The organism is Nonomuraea sp. NPDC050643 (genome assembly GCF_040654715.1).
In the GTDB taxonomy this organism is placed as follows: Bacteria; Actinomycetota; Actinomycetes; order Streptosporangiales; family Streptosporangiaceae; genus Nonomuraea.
Genome location: NZ_JBFAIM010000100.1, coordinates 18,691 through 43,739, shown reverse-complemented (window position 1 = coordinate 43,739; position 25,049 = coordinate 18,691). Strand labels below are relative to the sequence as shown.

23 protein-coding genes and 1 pseudogene are annotated in these 25,049 nt (G+C 73.2%); 11 read left to right on the top strand and 13 right to left on the bottom strand.

Going from position 1 to position 25,049, the window contains the following annotated elements:
• Positions 1-148: 148 nt before the first annotated feature.
• From AB0I15_RS62150 to AB0I15_RS62135, 4 genes and pseudogenes are all read right to left on the bottom strand, one after another.
• Complete coding sequence (locus AB0I15_RS62150) at positions 149-2,323, bottom strand: xanthine dehydrogenase family protein molybdopterin-binding subunit (protein ID WP_358118932.1); 2,175 nt, start codon at positions 2,321-2,323, stop codon at positions 149-151.
• On the bottom strand, positions 2,320-3,306 hold the full coding sequence (locus AB0I15_RS62145; protein ID WP_358118930.1) for a xanthine dehydrogenase family protein subunit M: 987 nt from the start codon (positions 3,304-3,306) through the stop codon (positions 2,320-2,322). The genes AB0I15_RS62150 and AB0I15_RS62145 overlap by 4 nt, the downstream gene beginning before the upstream one ends.
• Positions 3,303-3,755: a (2Fe-2S)-binding protein gene (locus AB0I15_RS62140; protein WP_358118935.1), complete on the bottom strand. Its 453-nt coding sequence runs from the start codon at positions 3,753-3,755 to the stop codon at positions 3,303-3,305. The genes AB0I15_RS62145 and AB0I15_RS62140 overlap by 4 nt, the downstream gene beginning before the upstream one ends.
• A gap of 231 nt (positions 3,756-3,986) precedes the next feature.
• A pseudogene (locus tag AB0I15_RS62135) lies at positions 3,987-4,250 on the bottom strand (Dabb family protein); the annotation flags it as partial.
• Positions 4,251-4,455: 205 nt separating this feature from the next.
• Between AB0I15_RS62135 and AB0I15_RS62130 the strand changes: the two are divergent.
• On the top strand, positions 4,456-6,111 hold the full coding sequence (locus AB0I15_RS62130) for an acetolactate synthase large subunit (protein ID WP_358118929.1): 1,656 nt from the start codon (positions 4,456-4,458) through the stop codon (positions 6,109-6,111).
• A 10-nt stretch (positions 6,112-6,121) separates the two neighbouring features.
• Positions 6,122-7,093: a tyrosine-type recombinase/integrase gene (locus AB0I15_RS62125; RefSeq protein WP_358118927.1), complete on the top strand. Its 972-nt coding sequence runs from the start codon at positions 6,122-6,124 to the stop codon at positions 7,091-7,093.
• Between the two features lie 41 nt (positions 7,094-7,134).
• Here the strand turns inward: AB0I15_RS62125 and AB0I15_RS62120 are convergent, their stop codons facing one another.
• Positions 7,135-8,757, bottom strand: a complete 1,623-nt coding sequence (locus AB0I15_RS62120) for a SulP family inorganic anion transporter (protein ID WP_358118934.1) — start codon at positions 8,755-8,757, stop codon at positions 7,135-7,137.
• A 236-nt stretch (positions 8,758-8,993) separates the two neighbouring features.
• On the bottom strand, positions 8,994-10,007 hold the full coding sequence (locus AB0I15_RS62115) for an AraC family transcriptional regulator (RefSeq protein WP_358118926.1): 1,014 nt from the start codon (positions 10,005-10,007) through the stop codon (positions 8,994-8,996).
• A gap of 71 nt (positions 10,008-10,078) precedes the next feature.
• Here AB0I15_RS62115 and AB0I15_RS62110 point away from each other — a divergent pair, with 71 nt between their 5' ends.
• Positions 10,079-10,936, top strand: coding sequence for an NmrA family NAD(P)-binding protein (locus tag AB0I15_RS62110; RefSeq protein ID WP_358118925.1), 858 nt, complete (start codon positions 10,079-10,081; stop codon positions 10,934-10,936).
• Entirely contained in the window at positions 10,933-11,310 is a 378-nt protein-coding gene (locus AB0I15_RS62105) for a nuclear transport factor 2 family protein (RefSeq protein WP_358118923.1), read from the top strand. Before AB0I15_RS62110 ends, AB0I15_RS62105 begins: the two co-directional genes overlap by 4 nt.
• A 72-nt stretch (positions 11,311-11,382) precedes the next feature.
• Here the strand turns inward: AB0I15_RS62105 and AB0I15_RS62100 are convergent, their stop codons facing one another.
• Positions 11,383-11,997: a TetR family transcriptional regulator gene (locus tag AB0I15_RS62100; protein WP_358118921.1), complete on the bottom strand. Its 615-nt coding sequence runs from the start codon at positions 11,995-11,997 to the stop codon at positions 11,383-11,385.
• Positions 11,998-12,058: 61 nt separating this feature from the next.
• Between AB0I15_RS62100 and AB0I15_RS62095 the strand changes: the two genes are divergently transcribed.
• Entirely contained in the window at positions 12,059-14,068 is a 2,010-nt protein-coding gene (locus AB0I15_RS62095) for an ATP-binding domain-containing protein (protein ID WP_358118919.1), read from the top strand.
• A 44-nt stretch (positions 14,069-14,112) separates the two neighbouring features.
• Positions 14,113-14,370, top strand: coding sequence for a hypothetical protein (locus AB0I15_RS62090; RefSeq protein ID WP_358118918.1), 258 nt, complete (start codon positions 14,113-14,115; stop codon positions 14,368-14,370).
• 54 nt (positions 14,371-14,424) lie between these two features.
• Here the strand turns inward: AB0I15_RS62090 and AB0I15_RS62085 are convergent, their stop codons facing one another.
• The 4 genes from AB0I15_RS62085 to AB0I15_RS62070 are packed head-to-tail and all read right to left on the bottom strand — an operon-like array spanning position 14,425 to position 18,014.
• Entirely contained in the window at positions 14,425-15,627 is a 1,203-nt protein-coding gene (locus tag AB0I15_RS62085) for an FtsX-like permease family protein (RefSeq protein WP_358118916.1), read from the bottom strand.
• A gap of 43 nt (positions 15,628-15,670) precedes the next feature.
• Positions 15,671-16,399: an ABC transporter ATP-binding protein gene (locus tag AB0I15_RS62080; protein WP_358118914.1), complete on the bottom strand. Its 729-nt coding sequence runs from the start codon at positions 16,397-16,399 to the stop codon at positions 15,671-15,673.
• A gap of 8 nt (positions 16,400-16,407) precedes the next feature.
• Positions 16,408-17,466 (bottom strand): peptidoglycan-binding protein, encoded by a 1,059-nt coding sequence (locus AB0I15_RS62075; protein ID WP_358118912.1) that lies wholly within the window; start codon positions 17,464-17,466, stop codon positions 16,408-16,410.
• On the bottom strand, positions 17,463-18,014 hold the full coding sequence (locus AB0I15_RS62070; protein ID WP_358118910.1) for a hypothetical protein: 552 nt from the start codon (positions 18,012-18,014) through the stop codon (positions 17,463-17,465). Before AB0I15_RS62070 ends, AB0I15_RS62075 begins: the two co-directional genes overlap by 4 nt.
• Positions 18,015-18,158: 144 nt before the next feature.
• Between AB0I15_RS62070 and AB0I15_RS62065 the strand changes: the two genes are divergently transcribed.
• The 5 genes from AB0I15_RS62065 to AB0I15_RS62045 all read left to right on the top strand — a co-directional run bounded on the left by AB0I15_RS62065 (position 18,159) and on the right by AB0I15_RS62045 (position 23,177).
• On the top strand, positions 18,159-18,812 hold the full coding sequence (locus AB0I15_RS62065) for a response regulator transcription factor (protein WP_358118908.1): 654 nt from the start codon (positions 18,159-18,161) through the stop codon (positions 18,810-18,812).
• Positions 18,809-20,002 carry a HAMP domain-containing sensor histidine kinase gene (locus tag AB0I15_RS62060; RefSeq protein WP_358118906.1) on the top strand — a complete coding sequence of 398 codons (1,194 nt, stop codon included), beginning with the start codon at positions 18,809-18,811 and terminating at the stop codon, positions 20,000-20,002. The genes AB0I15_RS62065 and AB0I15_RS62060 overlap by 4 nt, the downstream gene beginning before the upstream one ends.
• A 12-nt stretch (positions 20,003-20,014) precedes the next feature.
• On the top strand, positions 20,015-20,611 hold the full coding sequence (locus AB0I15_RS62055) for a CoA pyrophosphatase (protein ID WP_358118904.1): 597 nt from the start codon (positions 20,015-20,017) through the stop codon (positions 20,609-20,611).
• Positions 20,612-20,863: 252 nt separating this feature from the next.
• Complete coding sequence (locus AB0I15_RS62050; RefSeq protein ID WP_358118903.1) at positions 20,864-21,523, top strand: lysophospholipid acyltransferase family protein; 660 nt, start codon at positions 20,864-20,866, stop codon at positions 21,521-21,523.
• A gap of 79 nt (positions 21,524-21,602) precedes the next feature.
• The gene (locus AB0I15_RS62045) at positions 21,603-23,177 is read left to right on the top strand and encodes a penicillin-binding transpeptidase domain-containing protein (RefSeq protein ID WP_358118901.1); all 1,575 of its coding nucleotides are present in this window, start codon (positions 21,603-21,605) and stop codon (positions 23,175-23,177) included.
• 99 nt (positions 23,178-23,276) lie between these two features.
• Here AB0I15_RS62045 and AB0I15_RS62040 read toward each other — a convergent pair whose 3' ends face one another.
• On the bottom strand, positions 23,277-24,107 hold the full coding sequence (locus tag AB0I15_RS62040; RefSeq protein ID WP_358118899.1) for an alpha/beta hydrolase: 831 nt from the start codon (positions 24,105-24,107) through the stop codon (positions 23,277-23,279).
• Positions 24,108-24,245: 138 nt separating this feature from the next.
• Positions 24,246-24,983 carry a PadR family transcriptional regulator gene (locus tag AB0I15_RS62035; protein WP_358118897.1) on the bottom strand — a complete coding sequence of 246 codons (738 nt, stop codon included), beginning with the start codon at positions 24,981-24,983 and terminating at the stop codon, positions 24,246-24,248.
• Between the last annotated feature and the right edge of the window lie 66 nt (positions 24,984-25,049).

The following is a 25,049-nucleotide window of genomic DNA, read 5'->3' as shown; positions in this document are numbered from 1 at the left end:
GGCCCTGAAAGCCGTGCTCGGCGAGGTGACCGACCTCTACAGCCCGGGCGAGCGGGCCCTGCTGAACGAACTCCTCGACCGCGCCGCCAACCACATCCCCGCCGGATGACATCTCCCGGCTTCCGGGCCAGAGCGGCGCGTACGGCGGTCAGAGCAGCTTGTCCTGGGTGAAGGGAACCTCCCGGAGACGGCGGCCGATGGCGTGGTGGATCGCGTTGCCGATGGCCGCGGGCACACCCGTCCCCGGCGTCTCGCCGAAGCCGCGGGCGCCGAGCGCGGCGGTGCTGTCAGGGTCCGGCCGGTCCACGAACAACGCCTCCACCGACGGCGTGTCCGCGCAGACCGGGACCAGATAGGTGGACAGGTTCGGGTTGACGACCCGCGCCGTGTTCGGGTCCACCATCGTGTGCTCCATCAGCGCGAAGCCGATGCCCCAGGTCACGCCGCCGATGACCTGCCCGCGCGCGGTCCGGTGGTTGAGCACCCGTCCCAGGTCGTGCGCGGTCACGACCCGGGTCACGCGCAGCCTGCCCAGCCTCGGCAGGATCCTGACCTCCACGAACACCGCGCCGAACGATCGCCCGGGCGAGTTGGTCCCGCCTCCACGGACCTCCACGCCGCGGCCGTGGCGGGCCATGACGTCGCGGTAGCCGTCCTGACGGCCGCGGTCGCCGCGTGCGTACAGACGGCCGGCCTCGATCACGACGTCCTCGGCGGGCACGCCGTGCAGCGGGGAGCGCGGGTCGGCGACGGCCAGCGCGATGACGGCCGCCCGCGCGCTCCGCGCCGCGTTGGACGCCGGGCCGACCAGGCTGGGCATCGTGGCCGACCCCGCCGACACCGATGCGATGGGGTAGGTGGTGTCGCCGAGCAGCGTCGTGACGTGGTCGAGTGGCAGGCCGAGCCCGTCGGCGACGACCTGGCTGAGCACGGTGTAGGTGCCGGTGCCGATCTCCTGGGTGGCGGCCCGGAGGGTCGCCCGCCCGTCGAGCCCGATGACGAGGCGGGCCTCGGACTCGTTCCAGTTGTAGGTGTGGGTCTCGGTGGCCATGCCCCAGCCGACGTACTCGTCGCCGTCCCTGGTGGTCCCCGGCCTGGGGTCGCGGCGGGCCCAGCCGAACGCCTCGGCGGCGGTCCGGTAGCACTCCAGCAGATGCTTGCCGCCGTAGGCTCGGCCGGTCCGCTGGTCGACGGTGGTGTGGTTGCGCACCCGCAGGTCCACCGGGTCGATGCCGAGCTCGTGGCTCAGCTCGTCCAGGGCGGTCTCCAGGCCGAAGTGCGCGGTCGTCTCCGGCGAGCGCATGTAGCTCGACGTCGGCAGGTCCAGCCGCACCCCCATCTGCCGGACGTGCACGTTCGGGCAGGCGTACAGGTGGATCGTGGAGTCGCTGCTGTTGAAGACGTTCTCGTCGGTGCGGGTCACCTGTGCCGTCGAGGTGTCGGCGATCGCGGTCAGAACGCCCTGCCGGGTGGCGCCGACCTGGATGTGGTGGCGGTACTCGGCGCGGTGGCCGTTGGAGGTGTACATCTGGGCGCGCGACAGCACCAGCTTCACCGGCCGGCCGGCGAGTTGCGCCGCCGCCGCGGTGAGCAGCGTGTGCGGGTAGGTGGGGCCCTTGGCGCCGAAACCACCGCCCAGGTAGGGCGAGATGATCCTGACCTGGCCCGGTGCCAGACGGAACGCGTCCGACACGGCCTTACGGGTCAAGATCACGCCCTGCGCGCTCTCGTACAAGGTCAGCGTGCCGCCGTCCCAGACGGCGGTGGTGGTGTGCGGCTCGATCGGGTTGTGGTGCTGCATCGGGCTGCCGTAGGTCCGGTCGATGCGCACCTCGGCCCGCGCGAGCGCCGCGGCGGCGTCGCCGCGGATGCTCTCGTTGGCTCTGTCGCGGAACGGGAGCGGCAGGAACGCCTCGTTCAGCGCGTCCTCCAGCCGTGTGACGGGGTCCTCCGCCCGGTAGCGGACCTTCACCAGGTTGGCGGCCTCCTGCGCCTGCTCCAGGGTCTGGGCCAGGACGTAGGCCACCGGCTGCCCGTTGTGGTGCACCCGCGTGTCCTGCATGGGGATGAAACGCCTGTTGTACGGGAAAGCCGGCAGCGTCAACCTCGGCATGTCGGCGTGGGTGTAGACCGCGACGACGCCGGGATGCGCCAGCGCCGCCCTGGTGTCGATCTCCACGAGCTCGCCGCGGGCGATCGTACTCATCACCAGGAAGCCGTGCAGCACGCCGGTCAGCTCGTTGTCCGCCGCGTAGCGGGCCGCGCCGGTGACCTTGGCCCGGCCGTCCACCCGCGCCACGCCCTGCCCCACCAGACTCTTCATCGAAGCCCTCCCAGATCGCTGAGGATGCTCACCAGCGCCCGCTGGACGAGCTCGACCTTGAACCTGTTCCCCTCGCGCGGCTCGGCGTCGCGGACCAGGAGCCGGCCCGCCTCGGCGATCGCCTGCCCGGTCAGCGGCCGGCCCCGCAGGGCCGCCTCGACCCCGGCGTCCCGCCACGGACGGGTGCCCACGCCCCCGAACGCCAGCCGTACGTCCTGCACCACCCGGCCCCTGGTCCGCAGCGCGGCCGCCACCGACACCACCGCGAACTCGAACGTGGCCCGGTCGCGCAGCTTCAGGTAGCGCGACCGCCCGGCGAGGGCCGTGCGCGGCACGTCCACCCGGGTGATCAGCTCGCCGGGGCGCATCGCGGTCTCCAGGTCCGGGGTGGACCCGGGAAGGAGGTAGAAGTCGGCGACGGGGACGGTGCGCTCGCCACCGGGGCCGAGCAGGTGCACGGTCGCGTCCAGGGCGACCAGTGCCACCGCCAGGTCGGAGGGGTGCGTGGCGATGCACTGGTCACCGCCGCCGAGGATCGCGTGTCCCCGGTTGTGCCCGCTGATCGCGGGGCAGCCGCTCCCCGGGGCCCGCTTGTTGCACGGCGAGGCCGAGTCTCGGAAATATCCGCATCTGGTGCGCTGTAGCAGGTTTCCGCCGATCGAGGCCATGTTGCGGACCTGCGGGGAGGCCGAGGCCAGCAGCGCCTCGGACAACACCGGGAACTCCCGCCGCACCGTGGGGTGCTCGGCGACCTGCCGCATCCGGGCCGACGCGCCGACGCGCAACCGCCTGGAGCCGGCGTCGACCCTCTCGCCGAGGTCGAGGTGGTTGACGTCGATGAGGTGGTCGTGGGCCTCCGCGCCGTCCCGCATCAGGTTCAGCAGGTCGGTGCCGCCCGCGACGAACGTCGACTCGGGGGTGCTCGCGGCGATGCGCACCGCGTCGGCCGGGCTCCCCGCGACCGTGTAACCGAAGGTCCTCACCGCCGTACCTCCTTCGCGGCGTCGGCGACGGCGGCGACGATGTTCTGATACGCCGCGCACCGGCACAGGTTCCCGCTCATCCACTCGCGGATCTCCGCCTCAGAACCCGTATGCCCCTCGTCGATGCAGGCCACGGCGGACATGATCTGACCGGGAGTGCACGCCCCGCACTGGAACGCGTCGTGCCGGATGAACGCCTCCTGCACGGGGTGCAGCTCATCGCCCCGCGCCAGCCCCTCCACCGTGGTGATCTCGGCGCCCTGCCGCATCACCGCCAGCGTCAGGCACGACTTGACCCGCTCCCCGTCGGCCAGCACCGTGCAGGCGCCGCACTCACCCCGGTCACAGCCCTTCTTGGTGCCGGTCAGGCCGAGCCGCTCGCGCAGCGCGTCCAGCAACGTCACCCTCGGTTCCAGGACGATCTTGCGTAGCCGCCCGTTGACCGTCAAGGCGACCTCCGCCGACGCCCCGGGGGCGACGGCGGTCCGGGTGACCGCGGCAGCGGGAGCGGGAGCGGTGGAGATGCCCGTGCCGGCCGCGGCCGTTCCCGCGGCGGTCACCGCGATGGCCTTGAGCACCGTACGGCGGTTGTGCACGGGTCCGTCGGGCAAGGGGTCGCGTCGCCGCCATTCGGCGAGCCTCACACCCGTCTCCGGGTCCGGGTCGTCGGTCAGGTCGAACGAAACGATCTTCTCGACCAGTGACAGGGCGATCCGGTCGGCGTGACGGCGCGCGGGATGGGCCAGGAAGTCGCGGTAGCCGTCCAGATCTTCGATCACGAAGAGGGCGCCCCATTCGTACTCGCCGCCGTGGTCACGACCGACGACGAAGGACCTGACCGACGGGATGACCCTGCCCTGGTCACGCAGGCTTTCGAGAGCCTCCGCCCGCTGCCGCGGCGTCGCCTCCGGCCTGAAGGTGAACCGGCTGCCGTGATAGATCATCTCGCTCCCTTCTTCGTAGGGACTGCTCTGCTATCGCCGATATCAGTATTCCGTTAGCATCAGTCGAGCGTCAACAGCCGATAACATAATTGTGTTAGCGACAGATCGCAGGCGTGGCGGACCGCCTCCAACGGCCTGGATGGAATGAACGACCCCTCCCCCGCGCTTGCAGGGAGGCAGGCTTCCATGAAAGAAGGCGTTTCCCATGACCCGGCAGGCCGACGCGGCCCGGCTCATCGTGCAGGCTCTGGAGGCGGAGGGCGTCGAGTACGTCTTCGGCATCCCGGGCGAGGAGAACATCCACTTCGTCGACGCGCTGAGCGACTCTCCCATCCGCTACGTCCTCGTACGGCACGAGCAGGCCGCGGCGTTCATGGCCGAGATCTACGGCCGGCTGACCGGCAAGGCGGGCGTGGCCTCGGCCACGCTGGGCCCCGGCGCGATCAACCTGCAGCTCGGCGTGGCCGACGCCACCACCAACAGCACCCCGGTGGTGGCGATCACCGCCCAGGTCGGGCTCGATCGCATCTACAAGGAGTCCCACCAGGTGGTGGACCTGGTGTCGCTGTTCAGGCCGATCACCAAGTGGGCGGAGCTGGCGCCGTCGGCGCAGGCGTTGCCCGAGCTGATCCGCAAGGCCTTCAAGACGGCCCAGACCGAGCGGCCCGGCGCCGTCTACCTGGCCATCCCCGAGGACGTCGAGTCGGCGCCCGTCCCCGAGGGCCTGCGCCCGCTGCCCGTCAACGTCGTACGCCCCCAGGACCCCTCCCCCGCCCAGATCGCCCGCGCGGCCGACGTGCTGGCCACCGCCCGCCGGCCGATCGTGCTGGCCGGCCACGGCGCCACCCGCGCCGGGGCCTCCCACGCGCTGGTGCGCTTCTCCGAGCGGCTCGGGCTGCCGGTGGCGACCACGTTCAACGGCAAGGGCGTCTTCCCCGACGACCACCGGCACGCGCTGGGCGCGGTGGGGTTCATGCGGCACGACTACGTGAACTTCGGCTTCGACGAGGCGGACGTGCTGATCAGCGTCGGCTACGAGCTGCAGGAGTTCGACCCCGTCAAGATCAACCCGATGCGCGACAAGAAGATCATCCACATTCACCGGTTCCCCGCCGAGGTGGACGACCACTATCCGGTCGCGGTCGGCGTCCAGGGCGACATCTCGCGCTCGCTGCACGCCCTCGGCGACGCCGTGCACCGGCGGTTCGTGGTCAACGGCACCGGCGAGCGCATCCGCGACATGCTGCGCGAGGAGCTCGAGCAGGGCCGGTCAGAGAGCGGTTTCCCGCTGTCGCCGCGCCGCGTGGTGGCCGACATCCGCCAGGCCATGGGGCGCGAGGACATCGTGCTGGCCGACACCGGGGCGGTGAAGATGTGGATGGCCCGCATGTACCCGACGTACGAGCCGAACACGATGCTGGTCTCCAACGGGCTGTCGTCCATGGGGTTCTCGGTGCCGGGCGCGCTGGCCGCCAAGCTGGCCTTCCCGCATCGCAAGGTGCTGGCGGCGACGGGCGACGGGGCGTTCCTGATGAACTCGCAGGAACTGGAGACCGCCGTCCGCGAGCGGATCCCGTTCGTGGTGCTGGTGTGGGTGGACGACGCGTACGGGCTGATCCAGTGGAAGATGAACCTGGAGCTGGGTCGCGACAGCCACATCGCCTTCGGCAACCCCGACTTCGTCACCTACGCCGAGAGCTTCGGGGCGCGCGGCTACCGGATCACCAACGCCGACGAGCTGCTGCCGACGCTGCGCAAGGCGCTGGCCGACGACGTGGTGTCGGTGATCGCGGTGCCGGTCGACTACGCGGCGAACCTCGAGCTGACCCGCAAGCTGGGCGAACTCACCGGACCCTTCTAAGATCGTCCAGGTGAGCCTGCCTGCCCTGCCCGGCCAGGGGACGCCGCCGGTCGAACCGGCGCGTGACCCCTACCACGTCTATCTCGACTCGCTCACCAGCCCCGAGTCGCGGCGCACCATGCGCGGCTGCCTCGACCGGCTGGCGCGCCTGCTCACCGGCGACGAGGGCGCGACGGGCGCGGGACAGCCGTGGCACCTGCTGCGCTACGAGCACACCGTGCGCATCCGCACGATGCTCACCGACCAGGGCTGGTCGGCGGCATACGTGAACAAGCACCTGGTGGCGCTGCGCCGGGTGCTGAAGGAGGCGTGGCGGCTGGGCCAGACCACCGCCGAAGACCTGGCCCGCGCCTCCGACCTGGCCCCCGTACGACAGAGCCGCCTGCCGGCGGGGCACCACGTGCCGCCCGAGGTGGTCGGGGCGGCCCTGTCGGCGTGCGACGACTCGCCGGCGGGGGTGCGCGACGCGGCGCTGATCGCCGTGCTCTACTCCACCGGCTGCCGGCGCGCCGAGCTGGGCGGGCTGTCGCTGGCCGACTACGACCCGGGGGCGCGCTCGCTGCGGGTGCGCGGCAAGCGGGACAAGGAGCGGCTGGTGTACCTGACCACGGACGCGATCGGGCTGGTCGAGCGGTGGCTGGCGGTGCGCGGGCCCGATCCGGGCGCGATGTTCAGCCCGATCAGCAAGGCGGGGCGGCTGCGCGTACGCGACGGGCGCCCGGTCGGGCTGACCGGGCAGGGCATCTCCGACATTCTGACCCGCAGGTTCGGGGAGGCGGGCGCGTCCCGGCGCACGGCCCACGACTTCCGCCGTACGTTCATCGGCGAACTCCTGGACGCGGGCGTGGACCTGGCCACCGCGCAGGCCCTGGTCGGCCACTCCTCACCGGCCACCACGGCCCGCTACGACCGCCGCCCCGAACGCACCCGCCGCGAAGCCGTCGACCGCCTCCGCCTCCCCGCCCCGCGCCCCCTCGCCTGACGCCGCGCGCCCGGTCCGGGGGGTCACCGGGAACGGGGGTGTCACCCCGCCAGACGAGGCACGATGCCGGTGTTGTGCAGGCGTTCCCTGGCCGCCGCGATGGCCTCGTCGGTCGTGGCGAACACCTGCCCGGCCTTGTCGAGCCGCCCGATCACGCCGAGCGCCTCCAGCGGCTGGTGGTGGCCGTCTGGGATGCCGGACACGTACACCATGATCCCCCGGTGCTGCAGCCGTTCGATGGCGTCGCCCAGCACCAGGGCGCCGCTGGCGTCGATGGTGGTGACCCGGCTCATCCGCAGCACCACCACGGACACGTCCTCCACCTCCGACAGCTCCAGCAGGAAGCGGTGGGCGGCGGCGAAGAACAGCGGCCCGTTCAGCCGGTAGGTGACGATGTGCTCGGCGAGCAGTTCGTGCTCGTCCTTCGTGTGCTGCGGCTGCAGGTCGTGGCGGAGCGGCTCCTGGTCGAAGCGCACGTTGCGCGCGATGGCCCGCAGCGCGAGCGCCCCGGCCACGACCAGGCCGATGATGACGGCCAGGACGGTGTCGAGGGTCAGCGTGGCGACGGCGGTCAGCACGAGCACGGCGCCGTCGCTCCTGGTGGAGCGGAACATGGCCCGCACCGAGTCGCGCTCCACCATCCGCACCGACGTGGCCAGCAGCACGCCGGCCAGCGCGGCCAGCGGGATGCGGGCGACGAGCCCGGCGGCGAGGTAGACGATGGCGCCCAGGATCAGCGCATGAGACAGCGCCGCCAGCCGCGAATGCGCGCCGGAGCGGACGTTGACGGCGGTACGCACGATCGCGCCCGTGCCGGGCATCCCCCCGAACAGCGGCGTGACGAGGTTGGCCAGGCCCTGCCCGAACAGTTCCCTGTCGGGGTCATGCCGGTGCCGGCCGGTCATGTTGTCGGCGACGGTGGCCGACAGCAGCGACTCCAGCGACGCCAGCGCGGCCACCGCGATGGCGGGGGCGATCAGGGACGGCAGCGCGTCGCCGTCGAAGAAGGCCAGCGTGGGCGCCGGCAGGCCGCTGGGCAGGTGGCCGATCCTGGCCAGCGGCAGCGCGGCCAGCTCGGCGACGACGGTCACGACCGCCACGACCAGCAGCGAGAACGGCACGGTCGGCCGCAGGCTCGCGCCCACGATCAGCGCCGCGGCCACCATGAGGGTGATGGACATGGCCCACCAGTGGGGCCGGGCCAGGAAGTCGAGGACGGCGTGCCAGGCCACCACGGCCACCTTGTCGCTCTCATGGGGCGGCACGCCGAGCGCGTGGGGGAACTGCTGCAGGCCGATCACGCACGCGATGCCGACGGTGAACCCGGCGACGACGGGGGCCGGGATCAGCGCCATGGAGCGGCCGGCGCCCGCCAGCGCGAGCCCGACGAGCAGCATCCCGGCCAGCAGGCCCACCGTCAGCACCCCGGAGGCGCCGTGCTCGCTCATGATCGGCATGAGCACCACGGTCATGGCGCCGCTGGTGCCCGACACCTGCAGCGCCGACCCGCCGAACAGGGCCGCGAGCGACCCGGCGACCACGGCCGTGGCCAGGCCGGAGGCGGCGCCGAGGCCGGAGGAGATGCCGAACCCGAGCGCGAGCGGCAGGGCGACGATCGCCACCGTGAGCCCGGCGAGCAGGTCATTGCGCGGACGCCCGGACATCGCCGCCCACGCGACGCGTTCAGGTAGCACGGCGCGTACGCGGCCCCAGGCCACGGCCGGCAACCTGTTCACCGTACGTGTCCGTTCGAGTCGTTACTGTTACCGCACTTGCCCGTGCAAGGTCCGGTCACCATCACTCCCTCTAGGTCAAGACAACCCCGCATTGCCCCAAATTGCATAAATTTGCAATTGGTGAAGAGGTTGTCAGGGTATCAAGTACACCCCCTCCTACCTGGTTAAACTCCGGCGAGCCGGCGATATTCGCCAGGCGTGAAACCGTGCCACTGTTTGAAGGCGAGGTGGAATCCCACGGTCGAGCGGTAGCCGACACGCCGGGCGATGCCGGTGTGCGGGAGCGCGGTCTCGGTGAGGAGCCGCGCGGCCTCCTGCATCCGGCGCGCGGTCAGGTGCCGCATCGGGGCCTCGCCGACCAGCTCCCTGAACGCCGCCGCGAACGCCGACCGCGACATCCCGGCCTCGGCCGCCAGGCTCCGCACGGTCCACGGCTCGGCGAACCTGGTCTGCACGGCCAGCAGCGCCACCCCGACGGCCGGGTGCCGCAACGCCCGCAGCACGGGCTCCCCTTCGGCCAGGCTGGCCATGGCGGCCCGCAGCGCCAGCACGAACACCAGCTCGAAGGCCCGCAACGCGACGATCTCCAGCCCCGGATCCCGGCCGCCCGGCCCGCCGGCCGGATCCTGCCCGTCCACCGCGCCTCGGACACCGGCCGGCCCTCGCCCCCCGGTCTGTTCCGGCCCTGTGGTGTCCCATCCGGTGGCCAGGCGCGCGAGCAGGTCGCCGAGCAGTGGCTCGCCCGCCACGGCCGCGCGGTCGAGCACGAGCACCTGCGGCAGCGCCCGGTACAGCGGCGCCGCGGCCGCCGCCTCATAGTGCAGCCCGCCGCAGAGCATCGTGGTCAGCGCCCCCGGGCCGTCGATCGACACCCGGCGCATCGACCCCGGCACGCGCCCCGGCAGCACGCTCTCCAGCGGCACGGCCGCCCGCCCCGGCGCGTCGGCCAGCCGATGGGCGGCCCCGTGCGGGAACACGGCCAGCTCTCCCGCCCCCACCACCACCGGCTCGGCGCCCGGCGTCTCGACCACGCAGGTGCCCTCCTGGACATAGTGCAGCAGGGCACAGCTCTCCCGCTCCCCCGCCACGCCCCAGGGCGCGCGTGCCGCCCAGCGACTGTGGAAGACACCACGCAGGCGCAGCGGGGCCAGCAGTTCACTCAGCAGGTCACCGTTCACGGACGATCCTTAAAGAGTCGGAGATCTCCCTTTATCGAGGGTATTGCCGGTGACCGGGAAGACTGTCGCGCATGCGATTTCTGGTGATCGGCGCCTCGGGCGCCCAGGGCGGCGCCGTCGCCCGCCGTCTGGCCGCCCAGGGCCACGAGGTGCGCGGCTTCGCGCGTACGGCGAACGTCCCTGAGGGGGTGCGGCCCTTTCCCGGCGATCTGGGGGACGCCCAGCGCGTCAAGGAGGCGTTCGAGGGGGTGACGCACGCGTCGGTGCTGCTCCCCCTGGTGTACGACGCGGCCACGGTGGCGGCCACGGTGTCGGCCACGGTGGCGGCGTACGTACGGCACGTGATCGACGGGGCGCTGGCGGCCGGGGTGCGGCGGCTGGCGTTCAACACCGGCAACCGGCTGCCCGGCACCGCCACGGGCGTCGCGGCGTTCGACACGCGGGCCCGGGCGGCACGGGCCCTGCTGGACAGCGGCGTGCCCACGGTGGTGCTGCGCCCGCCGCTCTACGCCGACAACCTGCTCGCCCCGGGGGTCAGGGGCGCGGGCGTGCTGCGCTACCCCCTGCCCGCGGACCTCGCCGTGCCCTGGCTGACCCACACGGACCTGGGGACGGTCACGGCGGCGGCGCTCACCGCCGGCGGGCTGGAGGGCGCCACGCTGGACCTCGGCGGGCCGGACGCGGTGACGGGCCCGGAGCTTGCGGCGATGTTCGGGCCGGACGTCCGGTACGAGGAGCAGGACGTGGCCGCGTTCGAGGCGGCGCTGGCGCCCGCGCTCGGGGCGGAGGCGGCGGCCGGGGTGGCCGCGACGTACCGGTGGATCGGGGCGGCGTCCCGCGACTTCTTCGCCGCGCCGGCCGGCGGCCTGGACGTCCGCCTCACGCCGCTCCGCGAGTGGATCGCCACGCGGCAGTGGGATCCGGCGTGAACCCGGGACACGAGGTGGCCCGCCACCACCGCGTCATCGAGCGCTGGCTGTCGGGGGCCGCGGACCGGGCCGGGTTCGGTGCCTTCGCCGACGCCCACGCGCCCGGCTTCACCCTGGCGGGCCCCGACGGGACGGTGCTGTCGCGCGGGGACGTGCTGACCCTGGTCGAGGCCGCCCACGGCACGGCCCCCGGCCTGACGATCGCCATCGAGGGCGTGCGCGTCGTGGCGGAGTCGGGCGACCTGGTGATCGTGGCCTACGAGGAATGGCACCGGACCGGCCGTACCCGGCAGGGCCGCCGCGCGACGGCCGTGCTGAGCCGCGCCCAGGACACCTGGCGGTGGCTGCACCTGCACGAGACCTGGCTCCCCTGACACCACACCACCGCCGCCCGGGAACCGCGCCGCCATCACCCGAGGACCGCCTGACCCCGCGCGCCGCCGCCGTCAGAGGAGCGGCGCCTGGGCGGACAGCATCGCGAACGCCCGCTCGGCCGCCCCGACCGCCTCCACCGCCACCTCCTCCACCGGCCGCCCCTCCGCCAGCGACAGCCAGGTGCGCCGCGCCAGCACGCGCTGCGCGGCCAGCACCTGCCCGGCCAGCAGCGCGGCGGTCAGCCCGTCGGTGACCTCCGCGAGCGCGGCGGTGAGGGCCTGCTCGTCCTGCGTCATGTGCTGGAACAGGCGGGCCGCCAGGCTGGGCGTGGCGAACACCATCCGGTGGTAGGCCACCACCTCGGGACGGTCGTTGAGCCCCGTGACGGGATCGCGGCGGGCGAGCCCGTCAAGGAAGTGGCGGCGCAGCGCCGCCAGTGGCCGCTCGCCCTCCGCCCGCTCCCGCACCACCCGCGCCGACTCGGCCCGATGGTCGGCGATCCGGTGCAGGACGAGGTCCTCCTTGGTCGGGAAGTACTTGAACAGCGTCGGCTTCGACACCCCCGCCGCCGCCGCGATCTCGGTCACCGGCACCTCGTCGAAGCCGCGCTCCAGGAAGAGCGTGATGGCGGCCGTCGAGATGGCCTCGTGCACCCGCCGCCGCTGCAGCTCCCGCAGTCCCGTCATGAGCACATCCTAGCAAAATGTTAACCTGGTTAATATCTTAACCGAGTTAAGGGTAGGTGTGATGGAGACGCTCGACGACGAAAGGCAGCACGTCGAACGCTGCGCGGCCGGCCTGCGCAGGATGCTGGAGGGCGCGCGGGACAACGTGATCGTCGGCGAGACCGTGGCCGGCGACCGCTACAGCGCGGAACGGCTCGGACGCCACCTCAAGAGCCTGGCCAAGGAGCTGAGCGAGGCGCCGGACGGCCCGCCGTTCTTCGGCCGGCTCGACTTCGGCGCGAGCTCGGCCGAGCACCGGGGCCGCGCGTACCACATCGGCCGTCGGCACATCACCGGCGAGGGCGGCGGCCCGCCCGTGGTGATCGACTGGCGCGCGCCCGTGTCACGGGTGTTCTACCGGGCCGGCGCCCGCGACCCCCAGGGCGTCGCGGTACGCCGCCGCTTCGGCTGGTCCGGCACCACGCTGACCGGCTTCGAGGACGAGCGGCTCGAACAGGGGGAGGAGGGCGAGAGCAAGATCCTGGCCGCCGAGATCGAGCGGCCCCGCGTCGGCCCGATGCGCGACATCGTCGCCACCATCCAGCCCGAACAGGACGACCTCGTCCGCGCCGATCTGGACACCTCGATCTGCGTCCAGGGCGCCCCCGGCACCGGCAAGACCGCGGTGGGCCTGCACCGGGCCGCCTACCTGCTGTACGCCCACCGCCGGCGCCTCGAACGCGGCGGCGTGCTCGTGCTCGGCCCCAACCGGGCCTTCCTCGGCTACATCTCCGCCGTGCTGCCCGCCCTCGGCGAGGTGGACGTCGAGCAGACGACGCTGGAGGGCCTGCTGTCCACCGTCCCGGTCACGGCGGCCGACGGCGAGGCGGCGGCCGTGGTCAAGCACGACGCCCGCATGGCGCGCGTCGTACGCGCGGCCCTGTACGGGCGCATCGGCAAACCCGCCGAGCCGCTCGCGGTGCCCGACGGCTCCTACCGGTGGCGGGTGGGCGAGGACGAGCTGCGCCGCGTCGTCGACGACACCCGCCGCGAGTCCCTCCCGTACGGCGTGGGCCGCGAACGCGTCAGGGCCCGCATCGTGGCCGCGATCCGCCGCCAGGCCGAGGCCCGCGGTCAGACGGCGAACGCGGCCTGGCTGCGCAAGATCGGCCGCGGCGTCACCCCCGCACTGGACGCCCTCTGGCCGGCCGTCAGACCGGAGGAGGTCCTGTACGAGCTGCTACGCGGCCCCGCGGACAGCGGCCCCACGGACAGCGGCCCCGCGAAGGAGGCGCGGGGTGTGCTGACGGACGCCGAGCGGGCCGCGATCACCTGGGCCGAGCCGCCCCGCAGCGCCAAGAGCGCCCGGTGGACGACCGCCGACCTGGTCCTGCTCGACGAGATCGCCTGCCTGATCGAGCGCCCCCGCGGCTACGGGCACGTCATCGTGGACGAGGCCCAGGACCTGTCGCCCATGGAGTGCCGGGCGGTGGCCAGGCGCAGCGAGCACGGCTCGCTCACCGTGCTGGGCGACCTGGCGCAGGGCACCACGCCGTGGGCCGCCACGTCGTGGCCGGAGCGCATGGAGCTGCTCGGCAGGCCGGACGGCGAGGTCATCGCCCTCACGACCGGTTTCCGGGTGCCGGCGGTCGTGGTGGAGCTGGCCAACACGCTGCTGGTGGCGCTCGATGTGGACGTGCCGGCGACGCGCTCGTACCGTTCGGACGGCAGGTTGCGGGTGAGCCGGGTGAGCGGGCTGGAGAAGGGCGTGGTCGCGGCGGCGCGGGAGGCGCTGGCGTTCGAGGGCTCGATCGGGGTGATCGCGGCCGACGCCGACGTGGAGGCGGTGACGTCCGCGCTGTGGGACGCGGGCGTGGACGTCGGCGGCCGGCTCGGCGTGCTGCCCGCCTCGATGGCCAAGGGCCTGGAGTACGACCACGTCATCGTGGCCGAGCCCGCCGCCATCGCCGAGGCCGGGCGGCGCGGCCTCAACCGCCTGTACGTCGCCCTCACCCGAGCCGTCTCCCGCCTCGACGTCGTGCACGCCAGGCCCCTGCCTCCGGAGCTGTCCCGTCCCGCCGGTGCCGCCTGAGAGCGGCTCGACAGCCGCCGCTCGCGCGGTGTGTGATGTGGTCCATGGCCCCCGCCCAGGATCCGCGCCCCGGTGCGGGCGGAGACCGGCCGCCGGTGAGCGACCAGGTCCTGTCGATCATCGGGTTCGTCTGCGCCGCGATCGCCGTGCTGTTCCTGCCGGTGCCGTTCGGCCTGGCCGGCGTCGTGCTGGGCGTGGCCGGCCACGCCCGGGGCGAGCCGCTGGGCCGGTGGGCCGCGACCGCCGGGGGCGCGGGGATGCTCGCCGGCACGGTGCTCAGCATCCTGCTGACCCCGCGATAGGCGGGCGCCCCCGCGCCGTGGTCAGGCCGTGGTCAGGCGGTGGTCAGGCGGTGGTCAGGCGGTGGCCAGGGCGACCGTGGGCGACAGGCGGGCGGCGCGCATGGCCGGGTAGATCCCGGCGGCCGTGCCGATGAGCAAAGCCGCGGCGACCGCCCCGCCCAGCGCCCACGGGGGCACCACCGGCGGCCAGCCCCTCGACAGCGCGTACGCGAGGGTGGCCGCCGCCCCCAGCGCGGCGCCCACGACCCCGCCGAGCGCCGACAGCAGCAGCGACTCGGCCAGGAACTGGATCCGCACCTGCCCGCGTGTGGCGCCGAGCGAGCGGCGCAGGCCGATCTCGCGGCGGCGTTCCAGCACCGAGATGACCATGGTGTTGGCCACCCCGACCCCGCCCACGAGCAGCGCCACCGCGCCCAGCCCGAGCAGCAGGCCGGTGAAGGCGCCCGCGGCGGCGGCCTTGGCGGCCAGCGCGTCCGACGGCCTGCTGACCGCGACCTCGTCCGGGTTCTCCGGGTTGACCGTGCGCGGCAGGACCTCGCGCACCTGTTCCACCGTCTCGTCCGACGAGCGCTCGTAGATGGTCGTCGGCGAGCCGTCGAAGCCGAGCAGTCGCGCGGCGGCGGGGAAGCCGACCAGGGCCGAGCGCTCGATCTCCGGGGCCAGCGGCATGGGGCCGAGTATCCCGATGACCGTGAACCAGCGCCCGCCCATCCATACCTGCACGCCGGTCCTGGCCAGGCCGAGCCGCCGGGCGGCGGTCGCGCCGAGGACGACGGCGGGCCGGCGCGCCGTCGCCTCGTTCAGCCAGGTGCCCGCGACGACCGCGCCCTCCAGGGTCGTCAGCAGCCCGGTGCTGGCCGCCTGGACGGCGATGCCGCCGGTGACCGTCTCCGGGATGTGGTGGGTACGGCGCACGGTCGCCTCGACGGCGCCGGTGGCGGCGGCCGTGCGGACCGGGCGGATGCGCTCGACCATGGCCAGGGCGCCGGCCGGCAGCCTGGCCTCCTCGCCGAACATCGTCTGGCCGGGCGCGACGGTGAGCAGGTTCGTGCCGAGCCGGTCGAGCCGGCGCAGCAGCTCCTCGCGGGACGAGGACGAGATCCCGATGACGGCGATCATGGTCGCGATGCCGATGGCGATGCCGAGCGCGGACAGGATCACCCGGGCCGGGCGGGCGCGCAACCCCGCGGCGCCGACCCGCAGCACGTCCCCGGGCCCGAGCCGGCCGGGCCTCAACGACCCGTCCCGGCCGCTCATCGGTGGTCTCCCTTCAGCAGCGCCACGCAGGCACCTCGGCCGCTCATCGGTGGTCTCCTCTCAGCAGTGCCACGGGGCCGAGGTGCTCGTGCTCGTGGCCGTCCACGATCAGGCCGTCGCGCAGGCGTACGCGGCGGGGACACCAGCCGGCGATCTCGGCGTCGTGGGTGATGACGGCGACCGTGGTGCCGGACTCGTGCAGGGCGGCCAGCACGCGCAGCACGTCCGCGCCCGCCGTGGAGTCGAGGTTGCCGGTGGGCTCGTCGGCCAGCAGCAGCGGCGGGTCGCCCGCCACGGCGCGGGCCACGGCCACCCGCTGCTGCTCGCCACCGGACAGCTCCGACGGCGTGTGCCGGAGGCGGTGGCCGAGCCCGACCCGATCCAGCGCGGCGGCGGCGCGCTCGCGGCGGGCGCGGCGGTTCGTACCGGTGTAGAGCAGGCCGTCGGCCACGTTGTCGAGGGCGCTGACGCCGGGCGCCAGGTGGAACTGCTGGAAGACGAAGCCCAGGTGGCGCGAGCGCAGCGCCGACAGCCGCCGGTCGGACAGCCGGGCGACGTCGTGCCCGGCCACGCGCACGGTGCCGGTGCTCGGCCGGTCGAGCGTGCCGATCATGTGCAGCATCGTCGACTTGCCCGACCCCGACGGGCCCACGATGGCCAACAGGTCACCGCGGGCGATGCTCAGGTCCACCCCGCGCAGGGCGTGCACGCCACCCGCGTACGTCTTGGTCACCCCGCGCAGCTCCACGATCGCGCCCGGGTCACCGGTCATGTGGCCCGTCATGTGGAGGGCACCCCGACCTTCATGCCCTCCGCCAGCCCCGGCCCGTCGACCTCGACCAGGCCGCCGCCGAACGCCCCCGTCTCGACCGCCACGATCCGGGCGGCGCCGCCCTCCACGACCTCGACGCCGAACCCGCCCTCGCGCAGCGCCAGCAGCGCCTCCACCGGCACGGCCAGCACGTCCTCGTGCCGTTCGCTCTGCATCTCGACCTCCACCGGCGCCTGGTCCAGCCGTGACCTCGGCGGCTTGGCCAGCGTGATGTCCACGTCGATGGTGGTGCCCGTGTCCTGTTCCTGGCCGGAGGTCTCCGCGACGGTGCCGACGGCCGCGATCCGGCCGGCCGCCCGCTCCCCGCCGGGCAGCGTCACGGTGACCTTGGCACCCTTGCGGGCCAGCGCCTGGTCGGCGGTGTCCAGGTCCACGTGCACCAGCCGCTCGACGCCGCTGACGGTGAACGCCTCCTGCCCGGCGGCGGTCCTGGCGCCCAGGGCCGCCTTGGCCGAGGTGACGCGCACGGCGCCGGGCTGGAACACGACCTGGGCCGCGTCCACCCGCCCGCTCTCCTCCAGGCCCCTGTCGTCCTGCCACTCCTCGACGGCCAACTCGGTGGCGTAGCTGAAGTGGTCGTCCACGGTGAGGGCGGCGCCGTACCCGAGGGCCTTGAGGTTGCGTTCGAGCTGCTTCACGTCCGGGCCGTCGGACACGCCCCGCTCCAGGGTCCGGTAGAGCGGCAGCGTGCCGTACATGAGGACCAGCGGCCTCCGGTCCACCTTGAGCAGTGGCCGGCCGCGGCGGATCACCGTGCCCTCCGCGGCCGCCCACGTCACCGTGCCGGCCGCACCGGAGGCGATCCGCCGCTCCCCCGCGTAGGTGAGGGTGCCGTCGACGGTCTTGGTCTCCATCAGGTCCCGTCTGGCGATGTCCGCTGTGGCGGGGACGCGCGGCCCGGCCGAGACGGCGGGCCCGGTGATGCCGTCGTTCATGACGGCCACCGCGGTCCAGGTGGCGGCCACGGCCAGGAAGGTGCCGCCGCCCAGCAGCAGGCCCTTTCTCACGGCGTCCCCCCGGGCTTCCCGGCGAAGCCCGGCCGGTGGCGCTCGCAGGCCTTGCGCGCGGTCTCGAGCCTGCCCTTGTCGCCCTTGAGCCGCAGGCTGAACCCCTCGCCGGGCTTCGGGTCGGGCATGTCGACGCCCTGCTCCCGCATGCACTGGGCGTACTTGACCATCTGGTCGTAGTCGCGCGGATCGGGCGTGCCGCGGTCGCGGACGGCGGACTCCATGATCGGCTTACAGGCCTCGTTGGCCTTGTCGACCTTCTTCCGGTCCATGCCTTCGGGGATCTTGAGCTGGATCCGGCCGCCCTGCGGGTCGGGCATGTCGACGCCGTGCTCGCGCATGCACTGGGCGAACTTCAGCGCCGCCTCCTGCGGGTCCATCGTGGCGGACGGGGTGGCGGACGGGGTGACGGACGGGGTGGCGGAGGGCGTGGCGGAGCCCGTCCCGCCGCCCGCGCTGACCACACCGTCGTCCTGGGCCCTGGCGCCCCCGCACGCCGCCAGCGCCAGGGCGAGCGGGACGGCGGCAAGCAACAGCCGTGCATTCATGACTTTCGCTCCTCCGCGCCGGGGGTCCTTCGCCCCGAGGCGCGGCCTCACTCCAGCCCATGGGGTGCTAGAACCGGATAAGCCCCTTACCCGCGCCTAACACGTGATCCGTCACGCTCAGGGCCGGAAGGAAGGGGGCCGGTCATGCGGGTGCTCGTCGTCGAGGACGAAGAACGGCTGGCCGACGCGATCGCGCACGGGCTGCGACTGCACGCGATCGCCGTGGACGTCGCCTACGACGGCCGGGACGCCCTGGAGATGGCCGCGTACGTGGACTACGACGTCGTGCTGCTCGACCGCGACCTGCCCGAGGTGCACGGCGACGAGGTGTGCCGGCGGCTGCGCGAGGCCGGCGGGGGCGGCCGGGTGCTCATGCTGACCGCCGCGGGCCAGCTCCGGGACAAGGTCGGCGGGCTGGCGCTGGGGGCGGACGACTACCTGGTCAAGCCGTTCGCGTTCGCCGAGCTGGTGGCCCGGGTCAGGGCACTGGCCCGCCGGTCGGCGCGCTCGGCGGCGCCTCCGCTCCGGCGCGGCGGCATCACGCTCGACCCGGCCCGCCACACGGTCGTCAGGGACGGGCGGCAGGTGGCGCTCAACCGCAAGGAGTTCGACGTGCTGCGCGTGCTGCTCAGCGCGGACGGCGCGCTGGTCACCTCCGGCGAGCTGCGCAGGAGCGTGTGGGACGAGTACGCCGACGCCGGCACGGGCGCGCTGCGGGTCACGATCACCTCGCTGCGCAAGAAGCTCGGCGGGCCGTCGGCGATCGAGAACGTGCCCGGCAAGGGGTACCGGCTTTGACCCTGGACGGCGGCCGGATGGAGGCCGCGTGGCAGTGGTGGAGCAGCAGGCGGCTACGGCTTCGGCTGACACTGCTGTACGGGGGCCTGTTCCTCGTGGCGGGCTCGATCCTGCTCTGGCTCACGTACCTGATCACCGCGCAGGCCGTGAACCAGCAGTTCGTGGTGGGCGCCACCAAGGTCCTGAGCGTCCGGCCGCCCGGTGCCGCGCCCCCGCCCGGTCCGGTCGGCGAGAACGTCCTGTTCCGGTCCGAGTTCGCGCACCGCGCGGACAGCGTGCTCAGCGAGATGGTGCGCTCGTCGATGCTGGTCATGATCCTCGTCGGGATCGTGGCCCTGCTGGCGGGCTACGTCGTGGCCGACCGGGCGCTGCGTCCGCTCGACCAGGTGACCGAGACCGCCCAGCGGCTGTCGGAGAGCACGCTGCACGAGCGGATCGGGCTGCGCGGCCCGCCCGACGAGGTGCGGCGGCTGGCCGACACGTTCGACGCGATGCTGGACCGGCTGCACCGGGTCTTCGACGCGCAGCGGCGCTTCATCGCCAACGCCTCCCACGAGCTGCGCACACCGCTGGCCGTCAACCGCACGGTGCTGGAGGTGTCGCTGGAGGAGCCGGCCGCGTCCGAGGACCTCAAGGCGCTGGCCAGGGCGCTGCTGGGCACCAACGCCCGCTACGAGCGGCTCATCGAGGGCCTGCTCCTGCTCGCGCAGTCCGAGCAGGAGCTCACCGTGCGCAGGACCGTGGACCTGGAGCAGATCGTGCGGACCGTGCTGGAGCAGATCGACCTGCAGCCGCGCAGGCGGCCCGTCACGCTGCACCAGGACCTGCGCCCGGCGCTGGTGGAGGGGGATCCGCTGTTCCTGGAGCGGTGCCTGGTCAACCTGCTGGAGAACGCGATCAAGCACAACGTGCGCGACGGCGAAGTGTGGCTGTCGGTCCGCGGCGAGCCCGAGGGCGCGGTGGTGGTCGTGGAGAACACCGGGCCGCCGGTGCCGCCGTACGAGGTGGAGGACCTGTTCGAGCCGTTCAGCAGGCTGCAGGCCGACCGCGTGCGCTCGTACAGGGGGGCGGGGCTGGGGTTGTCGATCGTCCGGGCCATCGTGACGGCCCACGGCGGCGAGGTACGCGCGACGGCCCGGCCCGAGGGCGGATTGAGGGTCCTGGTACGGCTGCCGCGCGCGGCCCCGTGAGATCCTGGATGCGTGCCTTCGCCCATCGACGCGCTGCGCGAGCAGATCATCGCCCGCCTGACCTCCTTCGACCGCCGGCAGGTGCCACCGGCCGGAGGGGTGCGCAGGGCCGCCGTCACCGTGTGCGTGCTGGAGGACGCCGAGCGCGATCCGTACGTCATCGTCATCCGGCGCGCCGCCCACGGCCGCAACCCGGGCCAGTGGGCGCTGCCCGGCGGGCGGCTCGACGAAGGAGAGCAGCCGGTGGAGGCCGCGCTGCGCGAGCTGGCCGAGGAGACCGGCGTCACGGGGGTCGAGGTGGCCGGCCTGCTCGACGACTTCGTCACCGACTCGGGCTTCGTGATCACGCCGGTGGTGGCCTTCGGCGGCCGTCAGGATCCGGTGCCCGACCCGCGGGAGGTGGCCTCCGTCCACGCGGTGCCGCTCGACCGCTTCCTGGCGCCCGGGGTGCCGCGCTGGCAGGGCGACCTGCTGCAGATGCCGCTGGGCCCCTCGATCGTGATCCACGCGCCGACCGGGGCGATTTTGTGGCAGTTCGCCGAGGTGGCGCTGCGTGGCCGTGAGCAGCGGGTCTTCGACGTCAGGCAACCACATTGGACGAGAACATGACTCATTCTTTGGGCCTGGTGGAATAGCGGCCTCCGGATGTCCGTTAGCATCGAAAGGCCGATGTGGTCTGTGTCCCCCGGGCCGCAAATTACCGCCTTCACGGAATACCGTTCGGCTGGAGCCGTGTTGTGCACCTCGCCGAGGAGGCGACCGCCACATCGGCCTTAACAGCTTTTCCAGGCGTCCCGCCGCACCGGTGGGACGCCTGCTTTATTGTGGGGTGGCCGCCCGCCCGATGATCAGGAGAGCTCGTTGCTGTACCAAGTGGTCAAGTTCGCCGCCGCGCCGATCGCTCACGCGATGTGCCGGCCGCACATCTCCGGTGCGGCGCACGTGCCGAGGAGCGGTCCCGCGATCCTGGCCGCCAACCACCTGTCGATGCTCGACTCCTTCCTGCTGCCCGCGCTGCTGCCCAGGCACGTGACGTTCACCGCCAAGAACGAGTACTTCGACGGCAACCCGGTCTCCGGCTTCTTCATGCGGCTGGGCGGGAGCCTGCCGATCGACCGCGAGAGCGCGCACGCGGCGCAGGCGATGCTCGACGAGGCCGCCGCGCTCCTGGAGCGGGGCGAGTTGTTCGGCATCCATCCCGAGGGCACCCGCTCCCCCGACGGCCGCCTCTACCGCGGCAAGATCGGGGTGGCCTGGCTGGCGCTCAAGACGGGCGCGCCGGTGCTGCCCGTGGCGCTCAGCGGCACCGAGAAGGTGCTGCCGGTGGGCGCGAAGGTGCCCAGGCCCGCGCGGATCGGCATCGCCATCGGGGCGCCCATGCGGTTCACGGGCGACCACACCAAGGCCCAGGACCGGCGCCGGGTGACCGACGAGATCATGGCCGCCGTCCAGCGGCTGTCCGGGCAGGAATACGTCCCGACCTACGCGTCGAGCTTCAAGGCCTCCAATGGGAAGTCCTGAACCGTCACCGCTAGGCTCGGGCCCTTGTCGTCAAGGTTTAGGGGGCTGATCAGTGGCACGGGGCCGCACGATCGCGATCGTGTCCGGCGCCACCGTGCTCGCGGTGGGGGCCGCGGCCGGGGGCGCATACTACGTCTTGCACACCAGGGGCACGCCGGCCGAGACCGCCCAGCGGTTCGCGGCGGCCTGGCAGTCCGGCGACAAGAGCGCGATGACCAAGGAGCTGGCCACGCCGCAGCAGCTCACCGCGTACGACCAGCAACGCACCGGGCTCGCGGTCGAGTCGGCCAAGATCGAGCTCGGCCGGGTCACCGAGGGCGACGGCCGCGCCCGGGTCCCCTACACCGCGACCCTGACCATGAAGAACGTCGGCGAGTGGTCCTACGAGGGCCGGCTCGACCTCATGGTGGCCGACCGCACGTGGAAGGTCGACTGGAAGCCGGCGACGCTGCACCCGTCGATGACCCAGGGGGCCACGTTCGGGCTCAAGACCCGCTGGCCCGGCCGCGCTGAGATCACCGACGCCGAGGGCGACCGCATCGACACCGGCACGGTCGGCGGTTCGGTCCAGCAGCTCGTCGGATACCTGGACAAGGCGACCAAGAAAGACGTCGCCAAGCTCGGCATCTCCTACAAGGTCGGGCAGGCGGTCGGGCGCGGCGGGCTGCAGGAGACGTTCCAGGAGCGGCTGGCCGGCACCCCGGCGACCGAGGTCCAGCTCGGCGGCAAGACCCTGGGGACCATCGAGGGCACCGACGGCGAGCCCGTCGAGACCACGCTCGACCCGCGCGCGCAGGCGGCCGCCGTGACGGCGGTCAAGGAGATGAAGAAGCCCACCTCGCTGGTGGCGATCAAGGCGTCCACGGGCGGGATCCTGGCCGTGGTCAACAACGTGGGCGGCTTCAACCGGGCACTGGACGGCCGCTACGCGCCCGGCTCGACGTTCAAGGCGGTCACGGCGATCGGGCTGCTGGCGGCCGGGGTGTCGCCGCAGGACCAGGTGACCTGCCCCCAATACGCCACCGTCGGCGGCCTGAAGATCCGCAACTCCGACAAGGCCGAGTTCGGGTCGCTGTCGTTCCTCGACTCCTTCGCGCACTCGTGCAACACCACGTTCGCGCCGCTGGCCGAGCAGCACCTGGGCGCCGACAAGCTGCTCGACGCGGCCGAGGACGTCGGCTTCAACCAGCCGCTCAACATCGGGGTGCCGGCCACGAAGGCCAGCTTCCCCAAGGCGACGTCCGACGCCGAGCTGGCGGCGGAGTCGTTCGGGCAGGCCAGGATCACGGCCAGCCCTCTGTCGATGGCCTCCGTGGCCGCCGCCATCGCCGACGGCACCTGGCGCCCGCCGACGCTGGTGCCCTCGCTGAAGCAGAAGGCCGCCGAGAAGGAGCTGCCCAAGGGCGTGAAGTCCGGCCTGCACGCCATGATGGCCGCCGTGGTGACCAAGGGCACCGCCAAGGCGGCGGGGCTGCCCTCGGGCACCCACGGCAAGACCGGCACCGCCGAATACGGCACGGGCGAGAAGCTGGAATCCCACGCCTGGTTCATGGGGTTCAAGGACGACGTCGCGTTCGCCGTGGTCGTCGAGGGCGGCGGCGGAGGCGGCAAGGTCGCGGCGCCGGTGGGGGCGACGTTCCTCAAGAACTACTGACCACCTCAAGAACCACTGACCACAGACGTTCCGCGGAAACTGCGGATCACTGACGTTCCGCGGAACCACTGATCACTGACGTTCCGCGGAAACCGCGGATCAGAGCAGGAAGCGGCGGACCTCCTCCGCCACCCGGTCGGGGCGGCCGCGCCGGTCGGCGTTGCAGGTGGCGCTGTGGCCGAGGCCGCGCAGCTCCACCCGGCGGGCGCGGGGCAGGACCCGCTCCAGAGCGGCGAGCGGCGAGCGCAGATGGGCGGGGCTCCTGGAGCCGCCGAGCAGCAGCACCTCGGCCTCCACTCCCCGGTACGCCTCCAGGTCGCCGGCCGTCTCGGCCACCAGCCGCACGTCGTGGCGGAGCGTCGGGGCCAGCTCCCCGAACGCCGGGTCGCGCTTCAGCATCCTGCCCGTGAGCAGTTCCAGGAACGCGCGCGGCAGGACGTTGAAGATCGGCGGGCCCAGCCGGGCGCCCAGCATGGCGGTGACGAGCGCCGCCGGGACGCGGCCCGCGGCGATCTCCTGGTCGAAGCGGGGCAGCCAGCCGGTCGGGTTGGCGCCGTCGATGTCCAGGGGCGGCTCGAAGACGACGACCTTACGCAGGCCGGGCCGGGCGCGGGCGGCGCGCAGCGCGATGATGGCTCCTGCGCTCACGCCCATGACGTACGGCGCCCGCGTGGCCGTCAGCAGCGCGTCGAGGTCGTCGAGCTCCTGCCCCAGGACGCCGTCCTGGCCGTGGGGGCCACTGCCGCCCCTGCCCCTGCGGGCGGGCAGGTGGCAGGTGAAGTCACCGGACAGGGCCTGGGCCAGCTCGAGCTGGCTGTCGCCGGCCTGCATCATCCCGTGCACGATCACCAGGCCGGGGCCGTCCCCCAACCGGTGACAGCCGATCGTGGTGCCGTCCTTGGACGTCACGGTGGTCGTTGTCGTGATCATCGTCAGCTCCCTTGGGTTCGGTACGCGAAGGGAGCCCGGCTATCGTTGTCGATGCCATCTCGTGGCCGGGGCTCCGTGTTTCGCGGGTGTCGGTGCGAGGTCTCCCGGCGGCGGTGTTGCAGCACCGCCGCCGGGCTTTCAATCCGTGGGCCCGCCCGGGTCGGTGGGGCCTTCCGGGTCGGTGGGGCCTTCCGGGTCGGTGGGGCCTTCCGGGTCGGCGGGTTCTTTCTGGCCGGTGGGGCGGCCGCGTTCCGCGAGGGCGGCCACGTCGTCGGGGAGGTGGCCGGTCCGGTGGTAGGACCGCCACCCCTCCAGCCCGGGGAACGTGCCCCCGGTCAGCTCGGCCAGCAGGGAGCGCACCCAGGCGGCCTGGGCCTCCTGCAGGGCCAGCGCGTATTCGGACTCGACGAGGAACAACCTGGGCAGGTCGCCCCGCTGCCCCTCCAGCGTCCGCCGATCGGCGTCGATCCGCCGCTCCAGCTCCGCCAGCCGCCGCACCAGCAGCGCGCCCACCTCGTCGGGGCCGAGGCCGGCCATCACCGACAGGCCCGCCTCGAACGCCGACGGCTCCCGCTGAGGGGTGGCCAGCAGCTCGCGGGTCCAGTCGTCGGCCTCCCGCCGCCCCGCCTCGGTGACCCGGTAGACGGTCCGCTCGGGCCGGGCGCCCTGCCGGCCGCTCTCCACCGCCTCCAGCAGGCCGTGTTTCTCCAGGTTGCGCACGACGGTGTAAAGGGATCCCCATTTGATGGGCATGTCCTGGTCCTTGCCACGGGCGCGCAGGACGGAGGCCATCTCGTAGGGGTGCATGGGCCGGTGGACGAGCGCGGTCAGCACGGCCAACGCCAGCAGGTTGCCCACCGGGCGCCGTCCGGGCATTCCACCCACCGCCTTTCCTATACTCGTAAGCGAATATACGTCGGCGAGTATTTCCGCGCAACGGTC